This window comes from Actinomadura luteofluorescens (assembly GCF_013409365.1).
Taxonomy (GTDB): Bacteria; Actinomycetota; Actinomycetes; order Streptosporangiales; family Streptosporangiaceae; genus Spirillospora; species Spirillospora luteofluorescens.
Genome location: NZ_JACCBA010000001.1, coordinates 2,274,924 through 2,300,846 on the forward strand (window position 1 = coordinate 2,274,924; position 25,923 = coordinate 2,300,846).

Genomic DNA, 25,923 nt, shown 5'->3' on the forward strand with positions numbered 1-25,923 from the left:
GGGCGTCCCGGGCTTCGCCGGGACGCCTGCCAGGTACGGGACGCCCTGGGCACCGCCCCGGACGTCCGGGGCGGTGCGGGTCAGGAGGCGCCGAGCTTCTCCAGGATCAGTTCGCGGGCGCGGCCGGCGTCGGCCTGGCCGCGGGTGGCCTTCATCACGGCGCCGACGAGGGCGCCGGCGGCGGCGACCTTCCCGGCGCGGATCTTGTCGGCCACGTCCGCGTTGCCGGCGATCACCTGGTCGATGACCGAGGACAGCTCGCCCTCGTCGCTGACGACCTTCAGGCCCCGCGCGGCGACGACCTCGTCCGGGCCGCCCTCGCCCGCGAGGACGCCCTCGAACACCTTGCGGGCCAGCTTGTCGTTCAGTTCCCCCGCGGTGATCATCGCCTGGACGCGGGCGACCTGCTCGGGCGTGATCGGCAGCTCGGCCAGCTCGACGCCCTGCTCGGTGGCGCGCCGCGACAGCTCGTTCATCCACCACTTGCGGGCCGCGGCGGCGTCGGTGCCCTGCGCGACCGTCGCCTCGATGAGGTCGACGGCGCCGGCGTTCACGACGTCCCGCAGCTCCAGGTCCGACAGGTTCCACTCCCGCTGGATGCGGCGGCGGCGCGCGGCCGGAAGCTCCGGCAGGGACGCCCGCACCTCCTCCACCCACTCCCGCGACGGCGCCATCGGCACCAGGTCGGGCTCGGGGAAGTAGCGGTAGTCCTGCGCCTCCTCCTTGCTGCGCCCGCTCGTGGTGCGGCCGGTGTCCTCGTGGAAGTGGCGGGTCTCCTGGACGACGGTGCCTCCGGCGTCCAGCACGCCCGCCTGGCGCTCGATCTCCGAGCGGACGGACCGCTCGACCGACCGCAGCGAGTTGACGTTCTTGGTCTCGGTCCGCGTGCCCCACTTCTCGGCGCCGCGCGGCATCAGCGAGACGTTCACGTCGCAGCGCATCGAGCCCTGCTCCATGCGCACGTCCGACACGCCCAGGGAACGGACCAGCTCGCGCAGCTCCGTCGCGTACGCCCGCGCCACCAGCGGCGCCCGGTCGCCGGTCGCCGGGATCGGCTTGGTGACGATCTCCACCAGCGGGATGCCCGCCCGGTTGTAGTCGACGAGGGAGTACTCGGCGCCGTGGATGCGCCCGGTCGAGCCGCCCACGTGCAGCGACTTGCCGGTGTCCTCCTCCATGTGGACGCGCTCGATGCCGATCCGGTACTTCTCGCCGTCGACCTCGACGTCCAGGTGGCCGTCCACGCAGAGCGGCTCGTCGTACTGCGAGATCTGGTAGTTCTTCGGCATGTCCGGGTAGAAGTAGTTCTTCCGGGCGAACCGGCACCACTCCACGATGTCGCAGTTCAGCGCGAGGCCGATCTTGATGATGCCCTCGATCGCGGCGTGGTTGGTGACCGGCAGCGATCCCGGCAGCCCCAGGCACACCGGGCACACCTGCGTGTTCGGCTCCGCGCCGAACGCCGTCGGGCACCCGCAGAACATCTTGGACGCGGTACCGAGCTCGATGTGGGTCTCGATACCGAGCACCGGCTCGAACTTCGCCAGCGCCTCGTCGTAGTCCATCAGGACCGGAGTGCTCACTTCGCCTCCACCAGTTCCGGGGCCTTGGCCAGCAGCGGCCCGCCCCAGCGGTCTTCGAGGGCCCGCTCGACGGCGGCGCCGACGCGGTAGACGCGGTCGTCGCCGAGGACGGGGGCCATGATCTGCAGGCCGACGGGCAGGCCGTCCGACAGGCCGCAGGGCACCGAGATCGCGGCGTTGCCGGTGAGGTTGGCCGGGATCGTGCACAGGTCGGCCAGGTACATGGCGACCGGGTCGTCGGCGCGCTCGCCGATCGGGAACGCGGTGGTCGGCGTGGTCGGCGAGACCAGCACGTCCACCTGCTCGAACGCGGCCTCGAAGTCGCGCTTGATCAGGGTGCGGACCTGCTGCGCCTTGCCGTAGTAGGCGTCGTAGTAGCCCGACGACAGCGCGTAGGTGCCGAGCATGATGCGCCGCTTGACCTCGGGCCCGAAGCCCTCGGCGCGGGTCAGCGCCATGACCTCCTCGGCGCTGCGGCTGCCGTCGTCGCCGACGCGCAGGCCGTACCGCATCGCGTCGAAGCGCGCCAGGTTGGACGAGCACTCCGACGGCGCGATCAGGTAGTAGGCGGGCAGCGCGTAGGAGAAGTTCGGGCAGGACACCTCGACGACCTTCGCGCCGAGGGCCTCCAGCAGCTCGACCGCCTCGTTGAAGCGCGCGGAGACGCCCGCCTCGTAGCCCTCGCCCGCGAACTCCTTCACGACCCCGACGCGCAGCCCGTTGACGTCGGCGCGGCGCGCGGCCTCCACGACCGGCGGGACGGCCTGGTCCACCGAGGTGGAGTCCATCACGTCATGGCCGCTGAACGCCTCGTGCAGCAGCGCCGCGTCCAGCACGTTGCGGGCGAACGGGCCCGGCGTGTCGAGCGAGGACGCGAACGCGATGACGCCGTAGCGCGACGAGCCGCCGTACGTGGGCTTCATGCCGACGATGCCGGTGACGGCGGCGGGCTGCCGGATGGAGCCGCCGGTGTCGGTGCCGGTGGACAGCGGCGCCTCGTACGCGGCGACCGCCGCCGACGACCCGCCGGACGACCCGCCCGGGACCCGCTCCAGGTCCCACGGGTTGCGGGAGGTGACGTAGGCGCTGTTCTCCGTGGACGAGCCCATCGCGAACTCGTCCATGTTCGTCTTGCCGAGGATCACCAGCCCGGCCTGCCGCAGCCGCGCCGTCACGGTCGCGTCGTACGGCGGCCGCCAGCCCTCAAGGATCTTGGATCCGGCGGTCGTGGGCATGTCCGCGGTGGTGAACACGTCCTTGTGCGCGATGGGGACGCCGGCCAGCGGGCCGAGCTCCTCCCCCGCCGCGCGCCGCTCGTCCACCCCGCGAGCCTGCGCCAGCGTCGTCTCGCGGTCGACGTGCAGGAACGCGTTGACGCTGCCGTCCACCGCCGCGATGCGGTCCAGGTGCGCCTCGGCCACCTCGACGGCCGACGCCTCACCCGAGGCGATCAGCTCCCCGAGCTCCGCCGCACTCTTCCTCACCAGCTCACTCACCGCTCAGGCCTCCTCGTCCAGGATCCGCGGCACGCGGAAGCGCTGCTCCTCGGCGGCCGGGGCGCCGGCGAGTGCCTGCTCGGGCCGGAGGCACTGCCGCACCTCGTCCGTCCGGTAGACGTTGGTCAGCGGCAGCGCGTGGGAGGTGGGCGGGATGTCCTCCGCCGCGACCTCCTGCACCCGCGCGACCGCGGAGATGATCTGGTCGAGCTGGGCGGCGAGATGGTCGAGCTCATCGTCGCCGAGCGCCAGCCGGGACAGCCGGGCGAGGTGCGAGACCTCGTCACGGGAGATGGCGGACATTCGAGAAACCGTTCCTGCGATGAAGTGGGTTCACGGCCATCCTATGGGCCAGCACCGCCGCCTCCCGACCCGTTTACGCGGGCGCGCCCGGGGCGGGTCGGCGAGACCGTCCGTTTGATCCCCGCACGGAGGGAACGCTTCTTGCGTCCACCCCCGGGACGAGGAGAGGAGACCGCCGTGACCATCGGCGGCAGCATCGCCCTGATCATTATCGGCGCGATCCTGGCATACGCAGTCAACTACGACATCAGCGGGATCGACATCCGGCTGGTCGGCGTCATCCTGATGATCGGCGGCGTGATCGGCCTGGTCGTCGGCATCGTGCGGATCATGTCCGCCCGGCGCGCCGTCGACCGCCGGCCCCCGCCGGCAGCGGTCCGCGAGGAGTACTACCCGGACGAGTACGAGGCCCGCCGCCGCTACTGACCGCGGACACCGACGCACGCACCACGCCCGGCAGCGGGCACAGGGCGCCGCCTTCCCCGGGCGGCGCCCCGCCCGCGCGTCCGCCGACGGACGACTTGAGCTCGGCGCGGTAGGCGTCCTGCCGTGCGCAGGCACGTGAGCCCGCGCCCTGTTACGGGGCGCCTGCCAGAAGGCGGCGCTCCGCCGCGGCCCGGTCCTTCGGCGTATGGCAGAGCACCGCGCAGGGAGTCCCCGGCAGCGAGCGCATCGGCGGGGCGATCCTAGGGTCCGGCCGGCTTCGCGGACACCGGGACGGCCACGCGGGCGATCCCACGGCCATGCGGTCGGCGCCTTGGGGGCGGCGGCCCGCCGGGCAGGTCAGGCGCCTCCGGGGGCCTTGACCGAGGGAACGGCGAAGGAGTAGAGCCAGTCGGTCGCGGTCGCTGCGTCCATGGGGCGGCAGAAGTGCCAGCCCTGGGCGGCGTCGCAGCCCATCTCGCGGAGCCTCTCGGCGGTCGCGGGGTCCTCGACGCCCTCGGCGACCGAGCGCAGGCCGAGGGTGCGGACGAGGTCGACGATCGAGCGGACGATGACGGCGTCGTCGGGCGAGTCGGCCAGGCGCCGCACGAACGAGGAGTCGATCTTGATCTCCTCGACGGGCAGGCGCTTGAGCCGGACGAGGGAGGAGTAGCCGGTGCCGAAGTCGTCCAGGCTGAGCGGGATGCCGAGCTCGGCGAGGGCGCTGACGGTGTCGGAGGCGTAGGCGGGCTCGTTCATCAGGATGCGCTCGGTGATCTCCAGCTGGAGCGCGGCGGCGGGCAGGCCGCGGGCGAGCAGGCCCTCCTCGATGACCTCGGTGAGGCCGGTGTCGAGCAGGTCGCGTCCCGAGGCGTTCACCGCCACCTGGACGGGCATGTCGGCCCGCCACCACGCGGCGGTCTGGGCGAGCGCGGCCTGCACCACGTAGTGGGTGATCGAGCGCATCAGGTAGGTCTGCTCGGCGACCGACAGGAACGCCTCGGGTTCCAGGAGGCCCTGGTCGGGGTGGCGCCAGCGCAGCAGGGCCTCCATGCCGACGAGGTGGCCGTCCCGCAGCGCGATCTTCGGCTGGTAGAACAGCTCCAGCTCGGAGCGGTCGAGGGCGCGGCGCAGGTCGCCGAGCATGCTGAGCCGGGCCGGGGAGTTGCGGTCCTTGCCGGGCGAGTACGTCTCGACGCCGGTCCGGGCCTCCTTGGCGTTGTACATGGCGACGTCGGCGCGTTGCAGCAGCAGCTCGAAGTCGGGCGCGTGGTCGGGGAACAGCGCGATGCCGACGCTGGCCTCCAGGTCGAACGACATGCCGTCCAGCCGGACGGGTTCGGACAGCGCGGCGCGCAGCCGGGCGGCGACCTCGCGGGCGGCGGCCTCGTCCCGGACGGTGGGCAGCAGCACCGCGAACTCGTCGCCGCCGAGCCGCGCGACGAGGTCGCCGGGGCGGACGCTGTGGGTGAGCCGGTGCGCGACGAGCTGCAGCAGCCGGTCGCCGGTGGGGTGCCCGAGGGTGTCGTTGACCTCCTTGAACCGGTCGAGGTCGAGCAGGAACAGCCCGGCGCGCTGGTCCGGCGGTTCGGCCGCCTTGCGCCGCCGGGCCCCGAGGCCGGCGGCGCGCGGGAGCCGCCGGTCCGCGCCGCGCGCCTCGGCGAGGGCCTCCTCGGTGCGGACGATCAGCAGCTTGCGGTTGGGCAGGCCGGTCAGCCCGTCGTGCAGCGCCTGGTGCTCGCGCCGGACCGAGACGGAGGCGTTGAGGTAGACGGCGATGAACGGCAGGACGATCAGCGGCACGAAGACGGCGGACCGGTCCATCGCGATCACCATCAGCGGGGCGAGGCCGAGCAGCGCCAGGTGCACGAGGACCTGGTAGGCGAGGTCCCAGCGGAGCGCCTTGACGAGCGAGACGCGGGCGTGCAGCGCGACGGCGGCGCCGACGAGGGTGTCGTTGCAGGCGAAGTAGACGGCGCCGGCGAGCGCGATCGCGGGCAGGTCGGAGCCGTGCGGCACCCACAGATGCGAGGGGGTCGCGAGGTCGCCGGAGAGCGCGAGGACGAGCTGGGCGGCGGCCAGGCTGAGGGTGTACTGGGCGACGTTGAAGGCGATGCGGTGCGGGGAGCGGCCGCGGAAGATCCCGCAGGTGATCACGGCGGCGGCCTGGAGGGCGGCGGCGATGGGCAGCCCCGCGTACAGCAGCGCGGCGAACGAGAACGTGGTCGAGGTGGTGGCGCCGTTGTTCTCGGTGCTCCCGGGCGTGATGATCGGCCTCAGCTCGCCGAAGATGATGAAGCAGGCGAGGATCCAGAACACCGGGGTGCCGGCGAGGGCGTCCAGGTCGGCGCGGGTCAGCCCGGAGAACGCGGCGACCCCGGCGGCGACGCCGAGCAGGATGACGACGACGAAGTAGATCCACAACGGGGAGCCACGGCGTGGCGCCGTGTTCCGCGTGTTGTTCGGGTCCTTCATCACATCCTCGGGGGGCTGCGGGGGGCCGTCCCCCGGCACCGGGCGTCCCCGACCTCGGGGGACGCCCCCCGGGTGTTACGTCCGGAGATTTCAGGTGTGGGTCGTGATGTGAGGGAGGGTACGGCCTTCGCTCAACTTCGCGAAACCGGTTGCGTACGTTCCGTTATTTCCTTTCCACGCCCGTCCCTCGGCGGTGGGTAGTGGAAGTGTACCCCTGAGTAACGCAACCCTGGTCGAAACCCTCGCAACCACACCGTGTTAGACCTCGGCGCGCATAGTTACGTTTTTGGCCGCATCTGGCCCATCGGACAGGAGGACCCGGAACCCCTCCTCGGCGAGGACCGGGACGCCCAACTTGACCGCTTTGTCGTATTTCGACCCTGGGCTGTCGCCGACGACCACGAAGCCCGTCTTCTTCGACACCGAGCCGGACACCTTGCCGCCGAGCCGCTGCACCGCCTCGGTCGCCGAGTCGCGGCTGAACCCCTCCAGCGACCCGGTGATCACCACCGTGACGCCCTCCAGCGGGCGCGGGCCCGCGGCGCCCTCGTCCTCCATCCGGACACCGGCGGCCCGCCACTTGTCGACGATCTCGCGGTGCCAGGGCTCCTCGAACCACTTCTTGATCGACGCGGCGATGGTCGGGCCGACGCCGTCGACCGCGGCGAGCTCCTCCTCCGACGCCTCGGCGATCGCGTCCAGCGAGCGCATCTCGCGCGCGAGGTCCTGGGCGGCGGACGGCCCCACGTGCCGGATCGACAGCGCCACCAGCACCCGCCACAGCGGCTGCCGCTTGGCCTTCTCCAGCTCCTCGAAGAGGATCTCGACCGTCTTCTTCGGCTCGCCCTCCTTGTTGGCGAAGAACGACACGACCTTCGGCTCGCCGGTCTTCGGGTCGGTCTTGGTCGTCCCGGTCCGCTGGTCGAGGACGAGGCTCCTGATCGGGAGCAGCTGGTCGACGGTGATGTGGAACAGGTCGCCCTCGTTCTTCACCGGCGGGTCGCTCGGCTCCAGCGGCTGGGTGAGCGCCGTCGCCGCGACGTAGCCGAGCGCCTCGATGTCGAGCACCTTGCGGCTCGCCAGGTAGAACAGCCGCTCGCGCAGCTGGCCGGGGCAGCTCCTGGCGTTCGGGCAGCGGATGTCGACGTCGCCCTCCTTCTCGTACGCCAGCTCCGTCCCGCACTCGGGGCACGTGCCCGGCATGACGAACTCGCGCTCCGACCCGTCGCGCAGCCCGGTCACCGGCGCGACGATCTCGGGGATGACGTCGCCCGCCTTGCGCAGCACGACCGTGTCGCCGATCAGCACGCCCTTGCGCCTGACCTCGCTCGCGTTGTGCAGCGTCGCCCGCTCGACCGTGGACCCGGCGACCTTGATCGGCTCCATCACCCCGTAGGGGGTGACGCGCCCCGTCCGCCCCACCCCGACCTTGATGTCGAGGAGCTTGGTGTTGACCTCCTCGGGCGGGTACTTCCACGCGATCGCCCAGCGCGGCGCCCGGCTCGTCGACCCGAGCCGCCGCTGCAGCGCGAACTGGTCGACCTTGACCACGACCCCGTCGATCTCGTAGGCGGTGCCGTGCCGGTCCTCGCCGTACTCCTCGATGTACTCGCGGACGGCGCCGAGCCCGCCGACGACCTTGTAGCGGTCGCTGACCGGCAGGCCCCAGCCGCGCATCAGCTCGTACGCGCCGGACTGGCTGTCGGGCTGCGTTCCGCCCCGCCACGCGCCGAACCCGTGGACGAGCATGCCGAGCGGGCGGTGCGCGGTGACCCGCGGGTCCTTCTGCCGCAGCGAGCCCGCCGCCGCGTTGCGCGGGTTGGCGAAGGGCTCCTTGCCCGCCTCGATCTGGACCGCGTTGACCTGCTCGAACCCCTCGACCGGCAGGAAGACCTCGCCGCGGACCTCCAGCACGTCCGGCCAGCCGTCGCCGGCCAGCCGGGCGGGGATGTCGGCGATGGTGCGGACGTTGTTGGTGACGTCCTCGCCGGTGCGCCCGTCGCCGCGGGTGACCCCGCGCGTGAGCCGCCCCTCCTCGTAGGTCAGCGCGATCGCCAGACCGTCGATCTTCAGCTCGCACAGGTAGCCGGCGACCTCGCCGACCTCCTTGACGACCCGCTCGTCCCAGGCGAGCAGCTCGTCGGCGCTCATGGCGTTGTCCAGGCTCTGCATCCGCTCCAGGTGCTGGACGGTCGCGAAGTCGGTGACGATCGGCGCGCCGACCCGCTGCGTCGGCGAGTCGGGCGTGACCAGCTCCGGATGCCGCTCCTCCAGCGCGCGGATGTCGCGCATCATCCGGTCGTACTCGGCGTCGGAGAGCGTCGGCTGGTCGAGGACGTAGTACCGGTAGTTGGCCTCGTCGAGCCGCTCGCTCAGCTCCTTGTGGCGCTGCCGCGCCTCGGCCGGAACGCCGTCGCTCATGGTCATGCCCCCATTCTCGCCAACGGGTCCGACAATCGGCCGCACGAGGGGCGGTCGGCCGAGCGTGTCGGACTCCGATCCATGCTCGTTACTTTTGTCCACATCTGTCATCTTGTTGGCCGCATCGGCCGCGGTCCGCCGCCCGGCGGCGGCTTGACGGCCCGACCGACAGTCGGTCACCTCTCCGGGACGAACCGGGATCCCCCGGTAGCGAGATCATCAACAGCGTCCCCGCGGGGCACGCCCTGGCTCCCTCGCCCGCCCCAACGGCGTCCACGTCCCCCCGACATTGGTCGAACTGCGCGTGTAAGCATCTCTTCGACCGAAATGCCGACGGGGCGAATCACCAGGCGGCACACTCTTCCCCCGGGCCGGGGGATGCCAGGAAGGGAGACACGTGCTCGACGCACGACATGTCATCATCACTCACTCCGCGGCCGACCGCGCGGCGGCGATCCTCGGCTACAACCGCGCCCAGGCCAGGACCTGGCTCGACAGGGAGAAGCGCAAGGGCCGCGTCGTCGACCGGCTGCCGCACCCGTTCAGCGGGAAGCGCAGCCGCTCCGGCCACTTCGTCCTCATCGACGAAACACTGATCATGCAGCTGACCCGCACCGAGAAGGGCGAGTGGCTGGCCACCGGCTGCGAGTTCTTCCCGGCCTGGCTGCGGGCCCGCGGCCTGGGCGGCGAGAAGATCGACCCGTTCGCGCTGGCGAGCAACGAACTGACCGCCCGGATCGGCTTCAGCGAGCACGCCCTGGACCGCTACGCCCAACGCACGGCGGGCTTCCCCGAGCGCCGGCTGAGCGACTGGGAGAAGGACCAGGCCAAGGCCGAACTACGGCGGCAGTTGTCCCGCGACGCCCACGCTTCGCGCGAACGCCCCGCCTGGTACCGCTCGCGCACACCCAACGACTTCTTCGTCGTCGCCGAGGGCGGAGAGATCTGCATCCCGATGCGGCACACCCCCGGCAGCGCCACGCCGTTCACCGCGCTGACGGTCCTGCACCAGTCGATGAGGCTGTTCGACAAGACACCGGACGATCTGGCCAGAGCCTGCCAGTTCACCCCGGAGGCACTGGAGCAGGCGGCCCTCCTCTCCACCAACGGCGACAAGCCGGGCACGTGGCTCTCAACCCAGATCACCGGCTCAGGCCAACTGTCGTGGCATCCGCCCCGTGGCCACCGCCCGTACCCCGGAGCCAGGTTCTACGTCCACGCAGGCTCGGTCTTCCTCCCAGCCGCCTGGGATAAGCAGAGCCGCCAACCCCTAGTAATCCTCGGCAGCCACCGCATCAGACTGCCCCTCGCCCAGCGCATCCTCGCCTGGCTCCGGGGCCGCTTCGCCCTACGCGTGAGCTGACACGGCACGAGCCGGCGACAAAGAACGGCGGCTCGACCCCACCAGCTAGGAAGAAGGTCTTGCCGCCGCTTGCCAGGAGGGGCTTACACGGTTTCAGCCGCAGCGCGCTCGCCGCGAAGCGTTTCGGGTCACTCGGCGGCTTCGTGGAGCATGCGGGCGGTTTCGCGGGAGCGCTTCAGGGCTGCGCGGACGTGGCGAGGGGAGGCGCCTGCCATTCCGCAGGTCGGGGTGATCACGACTTGTTCCGCCAGTTGCCTGGGTGGGAAGCCGAAGCGGCGCCACAGGTCCCGCACCGGTTCGGCGGTCGCCTTGAGGGGCGGGAGGGCTGCGTCGGTGGCGGGGACTGCGCCTAGGAGCAGGGCTATCCCTGCGTCGATCGCCTCTCCTACCTCGTCGTCGTCGCGTCTTGGGACCAGGCGCAGGTCGATGGAGAGGGCCTTTGCGCCGGCGCCGCGCAGGAGGTTGTAAGGGACGTTCCGGGCGCAGCAGTGGACGACGGGGTAGGCGTCCGTCGCATCGATCACGGTGCGGAGGGCCTCTTCGGCGATCGGCTCCTCGATCGCGCGGAGGCGGGAGAAGCCGCTGGCGGTCGGGACCGTCCCGGCCAGGGCGGCGGGCAGGCTGGGCTCGTCCAGCTGGAGGACGATCTGCGCCGCCGGCAGTCGGCGCTGGACGTCGGCCACGTGGGCGGCGACGCCCTCGGCCAGCGAGGCGGTCAGGTCGCGGACGGCGCCGGGGTCCTTGAGGGCCCGGTCGCCGTGCCGCAGTTCGATCGAGGCGGCCAGGGTCCAGGGGCCGCAGACCTGGATCTTGAACGGGCCGTCGTGGGCGCCCGCGAGTTCCTCCAGGACGTCCAGGTCGCGGGCGAGGTGGTCGCGGGAGCGCTGCGTGTCGCGGCCCGGGCGGTCGGAGAAGCGCCAGCCGGACGGCTCCAGGTGCACGGGCATCTCGACCAGCAGGCCGGCGGTCCGTCCCGCCAGGTCGGCGCCGGGGCCGCGGGCGGGCAGTTCGGGCAGGTGCGGCAGGTCGGGCAGTTCTCCGAGGACGATCCGCAGCGCCTCGGCGGGGTCCTCTCCCGGATAGGACCCGACGCCGGTCGCCGTCCCGGCCTGCCACGGAAAGCTCGTCACCCTCGAAGCCTATCGGCGCCGCGATGCGCTGATCACAGCAGCGCGGCGAGCCGGTCGAGGTTGCGGAGGGTGTCGTCCTCCGGCTCGGTGCGCAGGTGGAACAGGACCTCGTCGGCGCCCGCGGCCTCCAGTTCGGCGACGGCCTCCGGTCTGCCCGGGACGGCGAAGACGGTGACCGGCATCCGGCGGTTCGTTCGTTCGCGCAGGTCAGCGATGCGGGTGGCGAGGTCGCCGGTTCCGTAGAGCGGCATCCATCCGTCGCCGTACTCGGCGACACGGTCGAGCGCCGTCGGCCCCGAGCCGCCGACCAGTACGGGCGGATGCGGGTCCTGGACGGGCTTAGGGTAGGAGAACACCGGGGCGAAGTCGACGAACTCGCCGTGGAACTCGGCGTGTTCCTGCGTCCACAGCTCCTTGACCGCGAGGACCCGTTCGCGCATCAGCCGCATCCGGGTCGCCGGGTCGGTGCCGTGGTTGCGCATCTCCTCCCGGTTCCAGCCGGCGCCGACGCCGAGCGCGGCGCGGCCGCCGGAGACCAGGTCGAGGGAGGCGACCTCCTTCGCCAGGGTGATCGGGTCGCGCTGGACGACCAGCGCGACGCCCGTCCCGAGCCGGAGCCGCGCGGTGACGGCGGCGGCCGCCGACAGGACGACGAACGGGTCGAGCGTCCGGTAGTAGACGCGCGGCAGGTCGCCGCCGCCCGGATAGGCCGTCTCCCGGCTCACCGGGATGTGCGTGTGCTCGGTGACGAACAGGGACCCGAACCCGCGCTCCTCCAGCGCCCGTCCGAGCGCGGCGGGGCCGATCCCCTCATCGGTCACGAACGTGGAGACTCCGAACCGCATCGCACTCTCCTTCCGGCGCCCTGGTCAGGCGGTGACGCGCGCGGTCTCGGCGATCGTGGCGGACGCGAGGACGCGGTCGCCGTCGTAGAGGACGGCGGCCTGGCCGGTCGCCACTCCCCGCGCGGGGGTGGCCAGCCGGATGCGGAGATCGTCCCCGGTCTGCTCGGCCGTGCAGTCGTAGACCTCGCCGTGCGCGCGGAGCTGGACCTGGCAGCCGAAGGGACGCTGCGGGGCCTCGCTCAGCCACACCGGGCGCTCACCGGTGATCTCGTGGACGTCCAGCGACTCGCGCGGCCCGACGGTCACGGTGTTGGTGACCGGGGAGATGTCGAGGACGTAGCGGGGCCGGCCGTCCGGCGCCGGGGTGCCGATCCGCAGGCCCTTGCGCTGGCCGATCGTGTAGGCGTACGCGCCGTCGTGCTCGCCGACCTCGTTGCCGTCGGCGTCGACGATCGGGCCGGGCGCCGCCCCCAGCCGCTCCGCGAGGAAGCCCCGGGTGTCGCCGTCGGCGATGAAGCAGATGTCGTGGCTGTCGGGCTTGTCGGCGACCTGGATGCCGCGCCGCTCCGCCTCCCGCCGGATGTCGGCCTTGGAGGTGTCGCCGAGCGGGAACAGGGCGTGCGCGAGCTGCTCGGGCGTGCAGACGGCCAGCACGTACGACTGGTCCTTGCCCGCGTCGACGCCGCGGCGCAGGACGCCGCCGTCGAGCCGCGCGTAGTGGCCGGTGCAGACGGCGTCGAACCCGAGCGCCATCGCGCGGTCCAGCAGCGCGGCGAACTTGATCTTCTCGTTGCAGCGCAGGCACGGGTTCGGGGTGCGGCCCGCCGCGTACTCGCTGACGAAGTCCTCCACGACGTCCCGGTGGAAGCGTTCGGCGAGGTCCCAGACGTAGAACGGGATGCCGATCACGTCGGCGGCGCGGCGGGCGTCCCTGGAGTCCTCCAGGGTGCAGCATCCGCGCGCCCCCGTCCGGTACGACTGGGGGTTGCTGGACAGGGCCATGTGGACGCCGGTCACGTCGTGCCCGGCCTCGGCGGCGCGGGCGGCGGCCACGGCGGAGTCGACGCCGCCCGACATGGCGGCGAGTACACGGAGAGGCATAGTCCTTCGAGCGTACGCGGCGTGGCCCGGTCCGCCGACGTCATTTCCGCGTACGATTGGGGCCGCTATGGGAATCTTCCGCCGTCCGCGCGAGGCGTCAGCCGCCGCACCGCCCGCCATCAGCGAGTTCTGGGAGTGGTGGGCGCAGGCCCGCCCGACGATCGAGGCCTCGCTGGCCGCCGGGCCGGAGCAGTCCGAGGAGTCCGATCCGGCCGTGCCCGGCGAGGGCCTGTCCGCCGAGACGATGGAGGAGCTGTCCCGCCGCGTCCACAAGATCCATCCCGGGCTGCAGTGGGAGATCGGCGGCGCCGACGACCGCAACCCCTCGCTGACCGTCACCGGCGGCGGCGACCCCGAACTGCGCGGCCTGACCGAGCGCTGGGCGCGCTCCGCCCCGGCCGGCTCCGCGGCGGGCGGCTGGAGCTTCCACCCGTCCCGCCAGGCCGACCCGGAGATGCTCGGGCAGGACCTCATCCTCGGCGACCACGAGTTCGACCTGGAGTACGTCCGGCTCGGCATGCGCGCCGACGCCGACCGCGCCCGCGTGCACATCACCGCCTACCACCCCGACTTCCTGTTCGTCTCCGAGGAGCAGCAGCTCCAGGTCGCGCTGAACGTCCTGCACTGGGCGCTCGGCGAGGACGACGTGGCCCGCTGGGTCGGCGAGATCACGATCGCGACCGAGGCGCCGATCGACTCGCTGCCGCCGTCCATGCTGTCCGCGGTCGTGGAGCAGATCTCCGAGCCGTTCGCCGAGCCCGCCTGGCTGACCGGCGAGGGCCGCACGCCCCGCGGCCACCCCGCCCGCCTCGGCGCCCGGTTCCCGCTGCACCGGCAGGACTACCCGCTCTGCGACCTGCACGTGGCGATCAGCGTCCCGTACGCCAACAGCAACCCCGACCGGCTGCCCGTCGAGCCGTCGTCGGGCGCGCTGCGCGCGTTCGAGAAGAAGCTCGCCAGGCTCGGCGACCGGGCCGTCCTCGCCGTCCGCGAGACGGGCGACGGCCTGCGCGTCTTCCACCTGTACGCCGACCCCGACTCCGGCGTCATCTCCGAGCTCGACCAGCTCGCCGCCGGCTGGCCGGAGGGCAAGGCCAAGGTCGCCTCCACCAACGACCCCGGCTGGCGAGCCCTCGCTCCGTATCAGCCGTAACTCCCAGGGGGGCGACCCCCTGGAACCCCCGTTGCGAGCCGGGCGATCCTCACGCCACGGTGCGGGTTTCCGTGCCCGTGCGGGTTCTCGTCGTGTCGCTGCGGTCGCCCGGCTCGACGGGCATGCGCGTTGCGCTCGCTGCGCTCGCTCCACGCGCCTGCCCGTGACCGGAAGCTGAGGTTCGAGCCTGGGGGTCGACGTTCGAGCCTGGAGGTCGACGTTCGAACCTGAGGGGACGGCGTTCGAGTCCGGGGGTTAGTTGCTCGCGTCGACCTTGCGGTAGCGGGCCTCGCAGAAGTTGTAGAGGCCGAAGGTTATGACGCCCAGGGCTATGGCGGCCAGGCCCCAGGGGCCGGCGGGGGTGTCGGCGAACTCGCGGAGGGTTCCGTCCAGGCCCTGGGCCTTGTCGGGCTGGAAGCTGATGGCCGCGTAGGCGAGGAAGGCGCCGACGGCGGCGACGACGAGGCCGCGGGCGGTGTTGCCGACCATGGCGAGGGGCTTGACGACGCGGCGGGCGGTCCTGCCCATCTCCCAGGACTTCAGTTCCTTCATGAACTTGTGCCGGAAAGCGTTCACGACCATGACCGCGCCCACGACGACGAAGCCCACCGCGACCGCCAGGACGAGCCAGCGGCCCCCGGGCGCGTCCATGAGCCGCCCGGTGTAGGTCTTGGACTGCTTGTCGCTGGACGAGCCGTGGTGGCCGAAGAGGAACGCGAGGGTCCCCACGAACGCGACCGCGTAGATGACGGCGCGTGCGGCCGACCCCAGGCGCTTGGTCGCCTTGTCGCCGTCCGGGACGGGACGGCCGAGCAGGGCCTCCGCGACCTGCCAGAGGACGAGCGCGGCGAAACCGACCGCCATCAGCCCGATGAGGACGAGGCCGCCCGGCTTGTCGGCGATGGTCTCCAGCGCGCCCGTGCGGTCGGCCTCCTTCCCGCCGCCGCCGAAGGCGACCTGGAGGGCCAGCCAGCCGATGAGGAGGTAGAGCAGGCCGCGCGCGACCAGCCCCACCCGGGACATGTGGTGGAACCAGGGGTGTCCCGCCGCCTGCTTGAGCCCGTGGCTCACATCCGTCGTCACGGCCACGCTGTCCCCGTTCAAGGGACGGTCAAACCAGCGTCAGCTGAGACCCGCGCGGCGGGCGCGCTCGACTACCGGGCCGATGGCGCCGGCGAGGGCCTTCACGTCGGCCTCCGTACTGGTGTGGCCGAGGGAGAAGCGCAGCGAGCCGCGGGCGCGTTCGGCCCCCGCGTCCATGGCGACCAGGACGTGGCTGGGCTGGGAGACGCCCGCCGAGCACGCCGAGCCGGTGGAGCAGGCGATGCCGCGCGCGTCCAGCAGCATGAGGAGGGCGTCGCCCTCGCAGCCGGGGAAGGAGAAGTGCGCGTTGCCGGGGAGGCGGTCGTCCGGGTCGCCGTTCAGCACCGCCTCGGGGACGGCGTCCCGCACGGCGGCGATCAGCTCGTCGCGCAGCCCGGCGAGGCGGGCGGCCTCGGCGTCGCGGTGGGCGAGCGCGGCCTGGACGGCGGCGGCGAACCCCGCGATGGCGGGGGCGTCGAGCGTCCCGGACCGGACGTCGCGCTCCTGGCCGCCGCCGTGCAGCAGCGGCACCGGGTCGAGGAACACCGGCGGCTTCGGCTTGGCCAGCAGCAGGGCGCCGACGCCGATGGGGCCGCCGAGCTTGTGGCCGGTGATGGTCAGGGCCTGCGCGCCGCTCGCCGCGAACCCGACGGGCAGCTGGCCCGCGGCCTGGACGGCGTCGGTGTGCAGCGGGACGCCGCGCTCCCCGGCGGCGGCGGCCAGCTCGGCGACGGGCTGGACGGTGCCGACCTCGTTGTTGGCCCACATCACGGTGGCGAGCGCCACGTCGTCGCCGGAGCCGAGCAGTTCGCGCAGCGCGTCGGGGGTGACGCGGCCGAGCCCGTCGACCGGGACGACGTCGACCCGGGCGCCCTCGTGGGCGGCGAGCCACTGGACCGCGTCCAGGACGGCGTGGTGCTCGACGGCGCCGACGAGCACGCGGGTGCGGGCCGGGTCGGCGGCGCGGCGCGCCCAGTAGATCCCCTTGACGGCGAGGTTGTCGGCCTCGGTGCCGCCGGAGGTGAACACGACCTCGCTCGGGCGGGCGCCGAACGCCTCGGCGATGATCTCGCGGGACTCCTCGACGACGCGCCGGGCCCGCCGGCCCGCCGCGTGCAGCGACGAGGGGTTGCCGAGCTCGCGCAGCTCCGCCGTCATCGCCTCGACGGCCTCGGGCCGCATCGGAGTGGTCGCCGCATGGTCGAGGTAGGTCACCACGCGGACAACAGTATCCGCGCCCTTCCTGTTCCCTTCGCGGGGCCGGGGGGACGGCCGGAACCCGCCTCGCGACCAGGGCGGAATAGCGGCCGGTACGGCGCTGTTGGCCGTATACCGTCCAGCCGGTACAGTAGGAGCGTCATGAAACGAGAAGCCCTCCTGGACGCCGCCGAGTCCGTGCTCTTCGAGCAGGGGACGCAGGCGCTGACGCTCAGCGCGGTCGCCGACCGCGCCGGCGTCAGCAAGGGAGGGCTGCTCTACCACTTCCCCACCAAGGAGGCGCTCGTGCGGGCCATGGTGGCGCGGGTCATCGAGGAGTTCGACGGCCTGATCGCCTCCCACGACGACGGCACGCCGGGCTCCTACACCCGCGCCTACGTCGAGGCCACGTTCGAGATCCTCACCGGTGAGGCCCGCGCCTACCGGCGGTGGTCGGCCATCACGGCCGCGGCCGCCGACCCCGAGCAGGCCGAGCCGCTGAACGAGGCGATGCGCCGCTGGCACGCGCCCGACCCGGCGGGCGGTCCCGACCCGGGCAACGCGGCGGTCGTCAGGCTGGCGGCCGAGGGCCTCTGGGAGGTGGTCAGCCATGACCCCGGGCTGTACGACGCCGAACAGCTCCGAGCGCTGAGACAGCGGCTGCTGGAGCTGCTGGAGCGCTGACGCCGGGGCGCCGCGCGCCCCGCCCGATCTTCCGGACGTTCCGCCCCCATCCGGGCTTGGAGCGTTCCATGACGCACGTCACACGACGCCGCACGCCATCCGCCGGGGTGCGCCCCGCCGAGCCGAGAAAGAGGTGAACAATGCTGTTCCGTGCCCGTTCGGGGACGTTCCTGACCTTCGCACTGGCCGGTCTGCTGACCGGAGTGTGGGTGGCGCGCATGCCCGCGCTGGCCGGCAAGTTCGGGACGAACGAGGGCGAGATCGGCATCGTCGTCCTCGTCTGGGGGCTCGGCGCGATCGCGGCCATGCAGGCGCTGCGCGGCGTGATGGCGCGCGCCGGCAGCCGCACCGTCCTGCGGGTCGCCCTGCCGCTGACGGGACTGTCCTACGCGGCCGTGGCGCTCGCCCCCACCTACGGCGTGCTCCTCGGCGCCGTCGCGGTGTTCGGCATGACGTTCGGGATCACCGACATCGCGATGAACGCGCAGGGCAGCGTCGTCGAGCAGGCGTACCGCCGGTCCATCCTAAGCGGCATGCACGCCGGCTGGTGCGTCGGCGCGATGAGCGGCGGCCTGTTCGGCGTCGCCACGGCCGCGGCCGGTTTCGGGTTCACCGAGACCGTGCTGGTCACCGCGCTGCTGTCGGTGCCCGCCGGGCTCGCGCTCGGCCGCACCTACCTGCCCGACCCCGCCGCGCACGCCGCATCCGGGACGGGACGCAGGGCGCGCCGGATGCCCGCCGCCGTCTACCTGATCGGTGTGCTCGCGTTCATCGCGTTCATGACCGAGGGGTCGATCGCCGACTGGAGCGGGCTGCTGCTGCACGACGAGCTCGGCGCGACCGAGGCCGTCGCCGCGGCGGGCTACCCGGTGTTCGAGCTGGCGATGCTGCTCGGCCGGCTCGTCGGCGACCGTGTCCGGATGCGGGTCGGCACCCGCCGGCTGCTGGTCGGCGCGGGCCTCGGCACCGCCGTCGGGATGACCGTCGTCGTGCTGGCGCCGGTCCCGGCGGTGGCGATCGCCGGGTTCTTCCTGACCGGGCTCGTGGTCTGCACGGTCGTCCCGACGACGATCTCGCTGGCGGGCTCCGCCGCGCCGGACCGTCCCGCCGCGGCCGTCGCGCAGGTCGGCGCGATGGGCTATGGCGGCCTGCTGCTCGGCCCGGTCGTGGTCGGCTTCCTGTCGGAGGCCACGTCCCTGCGGGTCGGCGTCGGCGTGGTCGTCGTGCTGGCGCTGCTGATCGCGGCGGGCGCCCGGTACGCGCCGCTGCGCACGGCCTCGGACGTCTCCGTCCCCGCCCCGGCCGAGCCCGCGGAGGCTCCGGCGCGGGACGGCTCGCGGCCGGAACCCGTCGCCGCCTGAGGCCGCCATCCGATATAACCCCTTCCACGACGGGTGTGTGGGGGCGATATGAGCGGATGGCGGGTTCCGGGCTACAGCGAGCTGCGCGTGCTCGGCGAGGGCGCGCAGGGTCGCGTCGTGCTGGCGCGGCACGACGCGACGGGCCGCCCGGCGGCGATCAAGTATCTTTCGCCGTCCCTCGCCGGGGACGCGGAGTTCCGCGAGCGGTTCCGCGGCGAGGCCGGCCTGCTCAGCCGGCTGCGCGACCCGTTCGTCGCCCAGCTGTTCGGGCTCGTCGAGACGCCGGACGGCGCGGCGATCGTCATGGAGGCGGTGGACGGGGCACCGCTGAAGTCGGTGCTCGCCGAGCGGGGGCCGCTGGCGCCCGAGGCCGCCCTGGCGGTGCTCAAGGGCTCGCTGCTCGGCCTCGCCGCCGCGCACGGCCTCGGCATCGTCCACCGCGACTACAAGCCCGCGAACGTGATCGTGCGCGCCGACGGGCTGAGCAAGCTGATCGACTTCGGCATCGCGGTGGACGCGGGCGCGTCCGGCCGGTCGGGGACGCCCGTCTACATGGCGCCCGAGCAGTGGCGGGACGAGCCCGCCTCCCCCGCGACCGACGTCTACGCGGCGGCGTGCGTGTTCTTCGAGTGCGTGACGGGACGCCGCCCGTACACCGCGCAGGACCAGACCGCGCTGATGGGCCGCCACCTCACGGCCCCGATCCCGGTGCACGACGTCCCCGGGCCGCTCCGCCCGCTGATCGAGCGCGGGCTGGCGAAGAACCCGTGGGACCGTCCGATGGGCGCCGCCGCGTTCGTCTCCGAACTGGAGTCGGTGGCGGCGGCCGCGTACGGGCCCGACTGGGAGGGGCGCGGCGTCCGCACGCTCGCGGGCGCCGCCGCCGCGCTGTCGGTGCTGTTCCCGCTGACCGCGCTCGGGCTCGGCGGAGGCGGCGCGTCGGCGGGGGCGGCCGGAGCCGCGGGCGCCGCCGGGGCGGCCGGGACGGGAGGCGCCGCGGGGACGGGCGGAGCCGGCGCGGCCGGCGCGGCGGGCAAGGGCGTCATCGGCACGCTCGGCGCGAAGGGGGCGGCGGCCGTCGCGGGCGGTGCCGCGGCCGTGGCCGTGGGCGGCGGCGCGGCGGTCTACGTCGCGACGGCGGGCGAGGCGCCCAAGCCGATCGTCGCGCGGCTGGTCGCGCTCAGCGAGCCGCGGCAGAGCCTCGGCGGCGGAATGACGTTCCAGGCGCAGGGCCGGGTCGTGCGGGTCACGGGCGGGGGCGCCGCACTCAACCGCAAGATCAACCAGGCGCTCCGGGCGCCGCTCGACCAGCGCTGGGCGAAGACGCTCGGCGGCCTGAAGGACATCGGCCGCGGCGCCTACACCGATGTCGTGACGCCGGAGATCCTCCTGCGCAACGACCGGCTGCTGTCCGTCTGGTACAAGGTCGAGCTGCGCGGCGAGCGCGGGACGGGCTGGGACCAGTCCCAGGCCGCGACCGTCGATCTCAGGACGGGGGCGTCCTACAAGCCGCTCGACCTGTTCCGCGTCCCGACCGAGCAGGGCCTCAAGCCGCTGGACCGCAGGATCAAGGCGGGCCAGCCGGGCGGCGCCTTCTGCGGCAGGGGCGAGACGGGCGGAGCCGGCCTGCCGCAGGGCACCGACAACCCGTCCGCCTTCGTCAAGTCGGGCGACGTCACCATGGCGCTCACCCCGAGGGGCCTGCGCGTCGCCTTCTACCTCTCGGTCCTGGGGTACGAGTCGGCGTGCGGCCAGCTGGACACCGTCCTGCCCTACGCGGAGGTCAACGACGTGGTGAAGCCCGCGCTGCTCAAGGCCGTCCCGTACCCGTCGCCCGAGCGCTCCTGACCGACGGGGCCGGAACCGCGAAAGGCCCGGCGACGCGTGCGTCGCCGGGCCGTCCGCGCGGGATCACTTGCGCTTGCTGATCTCCTCGGTGAGCTGCGGCGCGACCTGGAACAGGTCGCCCACCACGCCGTAGTCGACGAGCTCGAAGATCGGCGCCTCGGGGTCCTTGTTGACCGCGATGATGGTCTTCGAGGTCTGCATGCCGGCCCGGTGCTGGATGGCGCCGGAGATGCCGACCGCGATGTACAGCTGCGGCGACACCGTCTTGCCGGTCTGGCCGACCTGGAACGAGTGCGGGTACCAGCCGGCGTCGGTCGCGGCGCGGGAGGCGCCGACGGCCGCGCCGAGCGAGTCGGCCAGCCCCTCGATGATCTTGAAGTTCTCGGCGCCGCCGACGCCGCGGCCGCCGGAGACCACGATCGCGGCCTCGGTCAGGTCCGGGCGCTCGCCCTTCTCCTGGACGACCTTCTCCACGATCCTGGCGCCCTTGTCGGCGTCCGAGAGCGTGACCGACACCTGCTCCTCGGCCGGGGTGGCCGGGGACGCCACGGGGGCGACCGAGTTCGGCCGCACCGCGATGATCGGCGTACCCGTCTTCACCTTGGCGTGCGCGATGATCGCGCCACCGAAGATGGAGTGCTCGCCGACGAAGCCGTCGGCGACGTCCACGACGTCGGTGAGCACGCCGGAGCCGGTCTTGACGGCGAGGCGGCCCGCGATCTCCTTGCCCTCGCCGGTCGCGGCCACCAGCACCGCGGCCGGGGACTTCTCGCCGACGAGCTGGGCCAGCAGCGCGGCCTTCGGGGCGACGACGTAGGAGGTCAGCTCCTCGTCGGCGGCCACGTAGACCTTGCCGGCACCGTACTCGGCGAGCCTGTCCCTGGCGTTCTCGTAGCCTGGGCCCACCCATACCGCGGCGGCCTCGCCGAGCCGGTTCGCCAGCGTCAGCAGTTCGAGCGTGACCTTCTTGACCTCACCGTCGACGTGGTCGACGAGGACGAGAATCTCGGCCATGTCTGCAATCCCCTTCCTCGGTCAGACGAACTTCTTCGACGCGAGGAACTCGGCGATCTTCGCACCGCCGTCGCCCTCGTCGGTGACGATCTCGCCCTTGGCGCGCGGCGGCGCCTCGGCGAAGTCGACCACCTCGGTCGAAGCGTTCGCCAGGCCGACCCGGGACGCGTCGATGCCGGCGTCGCCGATGCCGAGCGTCTCGACCGGCTTCTTCTTGGCCGCCATGATCCCCTTGAACGAGGGGTAGCGCGGCTCGTTGATCTTCTCCACCACGGACACCACCGCGGGCAGGCTGGCCTCGACCCGGTCGAAGCCGTAGTCGGTCTGCCGCTGCACCTTGATGGACGTCCCGTCGATCTCGACCTTGTTGGCGAGCGACAGCTGCGGGACGCCGAGGCGCTCGGCGAGCATCGCGGCGATCATGCCGGTGCGCGCGTCGGTGGACTCCGCGCCGAGGACGACCAGGTCGAACCCGGTGCGTCCGAGCGCCTGCTCCAGCGCGTACGAGGTCGACAGCGCGTCGGAGCCCGCGAGGCCGTCGTCGAGGAGGTGGACGGCCTTGTCGGCGCCCATCGCCAGCGACTTGCGGATGGAGTCGGTGGCCTTGTCGGGGCCCATGGTGAGGACGGTCACCTCGCCGCCGTGGGCCTCCTTGATGCGCAGCGCCTCTTCGATGGCGTACTCGCAGAGTTCGTTGATGACGCCGTCCGCCGCGGCGCGGTCGAGCGTGCTGTCATCGGACTTCAGCTTGCGCGGGCTCTCCGTATCGGGAACCTGCTTCACCAGGACGACGATGTTCATGGCCGGTGGCCGACCTCCCTGCACTCAGTTGGCCGCTGAGGTAAGCGGCAGAGGGGCGCCGCCCATGACGGGTCGACGCGGGCATGCGCTTTCGCAGTCACAGCCTGCCAAACACCCGAACGCGCTTCGGAGCCGGGTCCCCGGTTCGGCCGTGCACCCTAATGTTACTCGCCGGTAGCCTACTGGCAAATCCCAGTTCGTGAGACCTTACCCACGTGCCCGGGGGGTTTGCGGTGCATGAGGCGTTCCGAACCGGACGTGACGGACATCATGCCTCACACCCTGTTGACGGCGTGCTGGAGACGGTCCATCGAGCTCTCCAGCGTCCGCTGGAGCCCGTAGGTCGGGGAGAAGCTCGGCGTCAGCGTCATCGCGCCGACGCCGACGAGCAGGCACAGCACGCCGAGGCCCACGACCGCGGCGGCGACGGCGCGCGGCCGCCGCGCCACCGGCAGGAACATCCGCTCCAGCTGGCGGCGCGGGGCGCTGACGCCCGGCGCCGTCCACAGCACCGCGGCCCCGGCTCCGGCGCCGAACGCGCAGGCCGTGAGGGAGTCCAGCTTCCCGCCGACCGCCGACGCCGCAGCGAGCCCGAGCGGGACGGCGACCGTGAACACCGCCGCGTAGGGGACGGTCAGCAGCGTCCGCCCGAACGCCCACGCCCAGCCGCGCGCCGTCGTGCCCGCCACGCGCAGCAGCGTCACCGCGACCAGGGTCAGGACGAGTCCCGCGATCGGCAGCATGATCACGACACCGACGCCGGCCACCACGACCATGGCCGCGAGCAGCCGCGCCCAGCCCAGCGTCACCGCCATGTCATGGGCCGCCGTCTCATGGGCCGCCGTCTCCCGCTGCGCGGCGGGGCCCGGCGCGGCCGGGGCCGGGGCCGCGGGCGCGGGCGCCTCGGCGGGACGGGGAGCGGGGGCGGCGGCCGGGAGCTTCAGGCGGGACGAGGCCTCCGCCAGCTCCGCCGCCGACGGCCGCGCGGCCGGGTCCGGATGCGAGGCGGCCGCCACCAGCGGGCGCAGGTCGGCGGGCAGCGCCTCGGCGGGCGCGTCCGGACGGCCGGTGGCGGCGAACGCCACCGTGGCCGCCCATGCGCGGACGTCGTCGCCCGCGTCGGCGCCGGCGGTCAGCGCGAAGTCGACGACGACCGGCGCGTCGTCCACGACCAGGACCGTCCCCGGCCCGAGCTCGCCGTGCGCGAGGCCGGTCAGGTGGATGGCGGCGAGCGCCTTGGCCAGCCCGAACGCCATGCGGCGCAGCGCGTCCCCCGACATCGGCCCCTGCCCGGCGACCGTCTCCCCGAGCGGGCGCCCGGGGACGAACCGGAACACCACGTAGGGGCGCGGGCCGGTGGCCTCGCCGTCCAGGACGTCCGCGACGTAGGGGCTGAGCACCTCGCGCATCCGCGCCACGTCGGGGGCGGCGCCCGGGGGCAGGAGCCGGATCGCCACGTCGCGGCCGTCGGGACCCGCGGCGCGGTGGACGTCGCCGGTACCGCCGCCCAGCCTGGACAGCAGCCGGTACGGACCGATGTGCGCCTGGTGGCTCGTCTCACCGCTCATAATGGGTCGCCACCCTACCGACCCGGGAGGGGCCGCGCCCCCGTCGCGGGAGCGCCGCGCGTCACGTCCCGGGGATGCTCGCGACGAGATCGTGGACGTCGGCGCGCAGGCTCTCCAGGTCCTGGCTCATCCCGTCCACCGGCGTGGTGTCGGGCGGCTGCCGCTGCGACAGCCCGACCAGCACCGCGGCGAAGATCCCGAGGATGAGCGCGCCGACGAGCGCGGCCTCGGCGCGCGGCAGCACCGCGCCCCAGACGCGGGCGAGCTGGCGGCGTGGCGCACCGCTGCCCGGCGCGAGGCACAGCAGCCCGATCACCGCCATGGCCGTGTAGGCGATGGCCCTGGCCGCGTTCATGTCCGGGTTCGCGAAGATCAGCACGCCGAGCAGGACCAGCCCGGCGACGCCGCTGAGCGACGTCCACAGCACGGTGGACATCAGGGCGCCGGGCAGGTGCAGCGGCGTCCGGAACGCGGCGGCGACGGCGTCGCCCGAGCGCGGCCCCCGCCGCGTCTGGCGGCCCTCCATGCCCTTGGCCGCCTTGTCGCCCATCCGCAGGACGAACACGCCGGCGACGGTGACGCCGAGGGCGAGCAGCGGCGCGATGTTGGCGAACCCGAGCAGCGCCACCAGGACGATGAGGCTGAGCACCCGGTACCAGCCGTAGGGCTTGCGCCGTTCCTTGTCGCGCTCGGACCCGTCGGCGCGGGCCTGGTCGGGACGCTGCCGCGCCTCCGGCTCGTAGGGGCCGCGCTGGAGCGCGCCCTGCGGGGGCTGCGGGGGCTGGTTCTGCGGGGGCCCGTACTGCGGCGGCGGATAGCCGCCCTGGTAGGGCCCCTGGTCGTAGGGGGCGGGCGGCCCGTAGCCGCGCTGCCCGTACTGCTCCCCCGCCTTGAACGGCGCGGGCCCGGGCGGCGGGACGGGCGGCGGCGCGGCGGGCGGCAACTGGCCCACGAAGTCCTTCGGCTGGGCCGGGACGGGCGCGGGCGACGGGACGGGCGCGGGCGAGGGAACCGGCAGCCCGGGCGCCGCCGAGGACGTCCCGGGCGACGGCGGGTCCTGCGGCGACGACGCCGGCATGGAGAACTGCCGGGAGTGGTCGGCCGCCGGATCATCCGGCCGCGACGCTCCCACCGCGCCGGCCGCACCGGCCGCGCCCGCCGCGCCCGCCGCACCCGGCGCCGGGTAGTGCCGGTCGACGCGCGTCTGGTCGGTGATGGTGGCTTCGAGGTGGATGCGGCGCGTGAGCTGCACCAGGTTGACCGCCGTGGGGCGCTCGGCCGGGTGCCGCGCCATCGCCGACCGCAGCACGGGCAGCATCGCCTCGGGCACGCCGTCCAGGTCGGGCGTGCTCTGCATGATCTTGTAGAAGATCGACTCGAAGGTGCCGGAGCCGAAGGGCGGGCGGCCGGTCGCGGCGTAGGCGACCGTCCCGCCCCAGGCGTGCACATCCGACGGCGGGCCCGCGTCCTCGCCCTCGATGATCTCCGGGGCGAGGTAGCCGGGGGTGCCGATGACCATGCCGGTCGCGGTCAGCCGGGTCGCGTCGGCGGCCTGCGCGATGCCGAAGTCGATCACGACGGGCTCGCCGTCCACGAGCATCACGTTGCCGGGCTTCATGTCGCGGTGCACGATCCCGGCGCCGTGGATCGCCGACAGCGCCGAGGCCAGCCCCACGCCGAGCCGCTGCAGCGCCGGCCCGTAGATCGGGCCGGACTCCTCGACGATCTCCTCCAGCGTGCGGCCGGGCACGTACTGGGTCACGATGTAGGGCTGGTCGGCCGTCACGTCGGCGTCGAGGATCTCGGCGACGTGCGGGCTGTGCACCCTGCGCATCGAGTCGACCTCGCGGGCCAGCCGGCGACGCGCCGTGGCGTCCCCCGCGACCGCGGGCCGCAGCACCTTGATGGCCACGTTGCGCCCCTCGGGGTCGGCGCCGAGGTAGACGACGCCCATGCCCCCTTCCCCCAGGGTCTGCTGAACGCTGTAGTGGCCGATACGGTCCCCGGACGTGACGGCTCCCTTCATCGTTTCCGAAACCCTACCCTTGCCCATCCCGCCGACGAGATCCAGCCA

The 25,923-nt window shown here is 73.3% G+C and carries 20 protein-coding genes; 6 read left to right on the forward strand and 14 right to left on the reverse strand.

Annotated features, from left to right (window positions below; translation table 11 throughout):
* Positions 1–80 precede the first annotated feature (80 nt).
* From gatB to gatC, 3 genes are read right to left on the reverse strand one after another with little or no spacing between them, the layout of a single operon-like run.
* Positions 81–1,565 (reverse strand): Asp-tRNA(Asn)/Glu-tRNA(Gln) amidotransferase subunit GatB, encoded by a 1,485-nt coding sequence (gene gatB, locus BJY14_RS10445; RefSeq protein WP_179849286.1) that lies wholly within the window; start codon positions 1,563–1,565, stop codon positions 81–83.
* Positions 1,566–1,579: 14 nt separating this feature from the next.
* Positions 1,580–3,079, reverse strand: a complete 1,500-nt coding sequence (gene gatA / locus BJY14_RS10450; RefSeq protein WP_179843421.1) for an Asp-tRNA(Asn)/Glu-tRNA(Gln) amidotransferase subunit GatA — start codon at positions 3,077–3,079, stop codon at positions 1,580–1,582.
* A gap of 3 nt (positions 3,080–3,082) precedes the next feature.
* Positions 3,083–3,382 carry an Asp-tRNA(Asn)/Glu-tRNA(Gln) amidotransferase subunit GatC gene (gene gatC / locus BJY14_RS10455; RefSeq protein ID WP_179843422.1) on the reverse strand — a complete coding sequence of 100 codons (300 nt, stop codon included), beginning with the start codon at positions 3,380–3,382 and terminating at the stop codon, positions 3,083–3,085.
* Between the two features lie 177 nt (positions 3,383–3,559).
* Here gatC and BJY14_RS10460 point away from each other — a divergent pair, with 177 nt between their 5' ends.
* The gene (locus BJY14_RS10460; RefSeq protein ID WP_179843423.1) at positions 3,560–3,808 is read left to right on the forward strand and encodes a DUF6458 family protein; all 249 of its coding nucleotides are present in this window, start codon (positions 3,560–3,562) and stop codon (positions 3,806–3,808) included.
* Between the two features lie 357 nt (positions 3,809–4,165).
* On the opposite strand, the gene BJY14_RS10465 is transcribed toward BJY14_RS10460, so the two are convergent.
* The gene (locus tag BJY14_RS10465; RefSeq protein WP_179843424.1) at positions 4,166–6,280 is read right to left on the reverse strand and encodes a putative bifunctional diguanylate cyclase/phosphodiesterase; all 2,115 of its coding nucleotides are present in this window, start codon (positions 6,278–6,280) and stop codon (positions 4,166–4,168) included.
* Positions 6,281–6,538: 258 nt separating this feature from the next.
* On the reverse strand, positions 6,539–8,707 hold the full coding sequence (ligA, locus tag BJY14_RS10470) for an NAD-dependent DNA ligase LigA (protein ID WP_179843425.1): 2,169 nt from the start codon (positions 8,705–8,707) through the stop codon (positions 6,539–6,541).
* Between the two features lie 391 nt (positions 8,708–9,098).
* Here ligA and BJY14_RS10475 point away from each other — a divergent pair, with 391 nt between their 5' ends.
* Positions 9,099–10,064 (forward strand): hypothetical protein, encoded by a 966-nt coding sequence (locus BJY14_RS10475; RefSeq protein WP_179843426.1) that lies wholly within the window; start codon positions 9,099–9,101, stop codon positions 10,062–10,064.
* Between the two features lie 128 nt (positions 10,065–10,192).
* Here BJY14_RS10475 and BJY14_RS10480 read toward each other — a convergent pair whose 3' ends face one another.
* From BJY14_RS10480 to mnmA, 3 genes are read right to left on the reverse strand one after another with little or no spacing between them, the layout of a single operon-like run.
* Positions 10,193–11,194: a methionine synthase gene (locus BJY14_RS10480; protein WP_179843427.1), complete on the reverse strand. Its 1,002-nt coding sequence runs from the start codon at positions 11,192–11,194 to the stop codon at positions 10,193–10,195.
* A 32-nt stretch (positions 11,195–11,226) separates the two neighbouring features.
* Positions 11,227–12,039: an LLM class F420-dependent oxidoreductase gene (locus BJY14_RS10485; RefSeq protein ID WP_179843428.1), complete on the reverse strand. Its 813-nt coding sequence runs from the start codon at positions 12,037–12,039 to the stop codon at positions 11,227–11,229.
* A gap of 24 nt (positions 12,040–12,063) precedes the next feature.
* A complete protein-coding gene (gene mnmA / locus BJY14_RS10490; protein WP_179843429.1) occupies positions 12,064–13,140 on the reverse strand; it encodes a tRNA 2-thiouridine(34) synthase MnmA in 1,077 nt (358 codons plus the stop codon).
* Positions 13,141–13,207: 67 nt separating this feature from the next.
* Here mnmA and BJY14_RS10495 point away from each other — a divergent pair, with 67 nt between their 5' ends.
* Positions 13,208–14,293 carry a DUF695 domain-containing protein gene (locus BJY14_RS10495; protein WP_179843430.1) on the forward strand — a complete coding sequence of 362 codons (1,086 nt, stop codon included), beginning with the start codon at positions 13,208–13,210 and terminating at the stop codon, positions 14,291–14,293.
* A gap of 255 nt (positions 14,294–14,548) precedes the next feature.
* On the opposite strand, the gene BJY14_RS10500 is transcribed toward BJY14_RS10495, so the two are convergent.
* Together BJY14_RS10500 and BJY14_RS10505 are read right to left on the reverse strand one after the other, a co-directional pair.
* On the reverse strand, positions 14,549–15,376 hold the full coding sequence (locus tag BJY14_RS10500) for a DUF1206 domain-containing protein (protein ID WP_312879125.1): 828 nt from the start codon (positions 15,374–15,376) through the stop codon (positions 14,549–14,551).
* A 39-nt stretch (positions 15,377–15,415) separates the two neighbouring features.
* The gene (locus tag BJY14_RS10505; RefSeq protein ID WP_179849288.1) at positions 15,416–16,591 is read right to left on the reverse strand and encodes a cysteine desulfurase family protein; all 1,176 of its coding nucleotides are present in this window, start codon (positions 16,589–16,591) and stop codon (positions 15,416–15,418) included.
* A 144-nt stretch (positions 16,592–16,735) separates the two neighbouring features.
* On the opposite strand from BJY14_RS10505, the gene BJY14_RS10510 reads away from it, so the two are divergent.
* The 3 genes from BJY14_RS10510 (at position 16,736) to BJY14_RS44370 (ending at position 20,466) form a co-directional block, all read left to right on the forward strand.
* Positions 16,736–17,257: a TetR/AcrR family transcriptional regulator gene (locus tag BJY14_RS10510; protein ID WP_179843431.1), complete on the forward strand. Its 522-nt coding sequence runs from the start codon at positions 16,736–16,738 to the stop codon at positions 17,255–17,257.
* Between the two features lie 140 nt (positions 17,258–17,397).
* Complete coding sequence (locus BJY14_RS10515) at positions 17,398–18,618, forward strand: MFS transporter (protein WP_179843432.1); 1,221 nt, start codon at positions 17,398–17,400, stop codon at positions 18,616–18,618.
* A 48-nt stretch (positions 18,619–18,666) separates the two neighbouring features.
* Positions 18,667–20,466 carry a serine/threonine-protein kinase gene (locus BJY14_RS44370; protein ID WP_218905263.1) on the forward strand — a complete coding sequence of 600 codons (1,800 nt, stop codon included), beginning with the start codon at positions 18,667–18,669 and terminating at the stop codon, positions 20,464–20,466.
* A gap of 63 nt (positions 20,467–20,529) precedes the next feature.
* On the opposite strand, the gene BJY14_RS10525 is transcribed toward BJY14_RS44370, so the two are convergent.
* The 4 genes from BJY14_RS10525 to BJY14_RS10540 all read right to left on the reverse strand — a co-directional run bounded on the left by BJY14_RS10525 (position 20,530) and on the right by BJY14_RS10540 (position 25,875).
* Complete coding sequence (locus tag BJY14_RS10525; protein ID WP_179843433.1) at positions 20,530–21,480, reverse strand: electron transfer flavoprotein subunit alpha/FixB family protein; 951 nt, start codon at positions 21,478–21,480, stop codon at positions 20,530–20,532.
* A gap of 21 nt (positions 21,481–21,501) precedes the next feature.
* Positions 21,502–22,281, reverse strand: coding sequence for an electron transfer flavoprotein subunit beta/FixA family protein (locus tag BJY14_RS10530; protein WP_179843434.1), 780 nt, complete (start codon positions 22,279–22,281; stop codon positions 21,502–21,504).
* Positions 22,282–22,556: 275 nt separating this feature from the next.
* Entirely contained in the window at positions 22,557–23,849 is a 1,293-nt protein-coding gene (locus BJY14_RS10535; RefSeq protein ID WP_179843435.1) for a hypothetical protein, read from the reverse strand.
* Positions 23,850–23,910: 61 nt separating this feature from the next.
* Complete coding sequence (locus BJY14_RS10540; RefSeq protein ID WP_179843436.1) at positions 23,911–25,875, reverse strand: serine/threonine-protein kinase; 1,965 nt, start codon at positions 25,873–25,875, stop codon at positions 23,911–23,913.
* Positions 25,876–25,923: the final 48 nt, after the last annotated feature.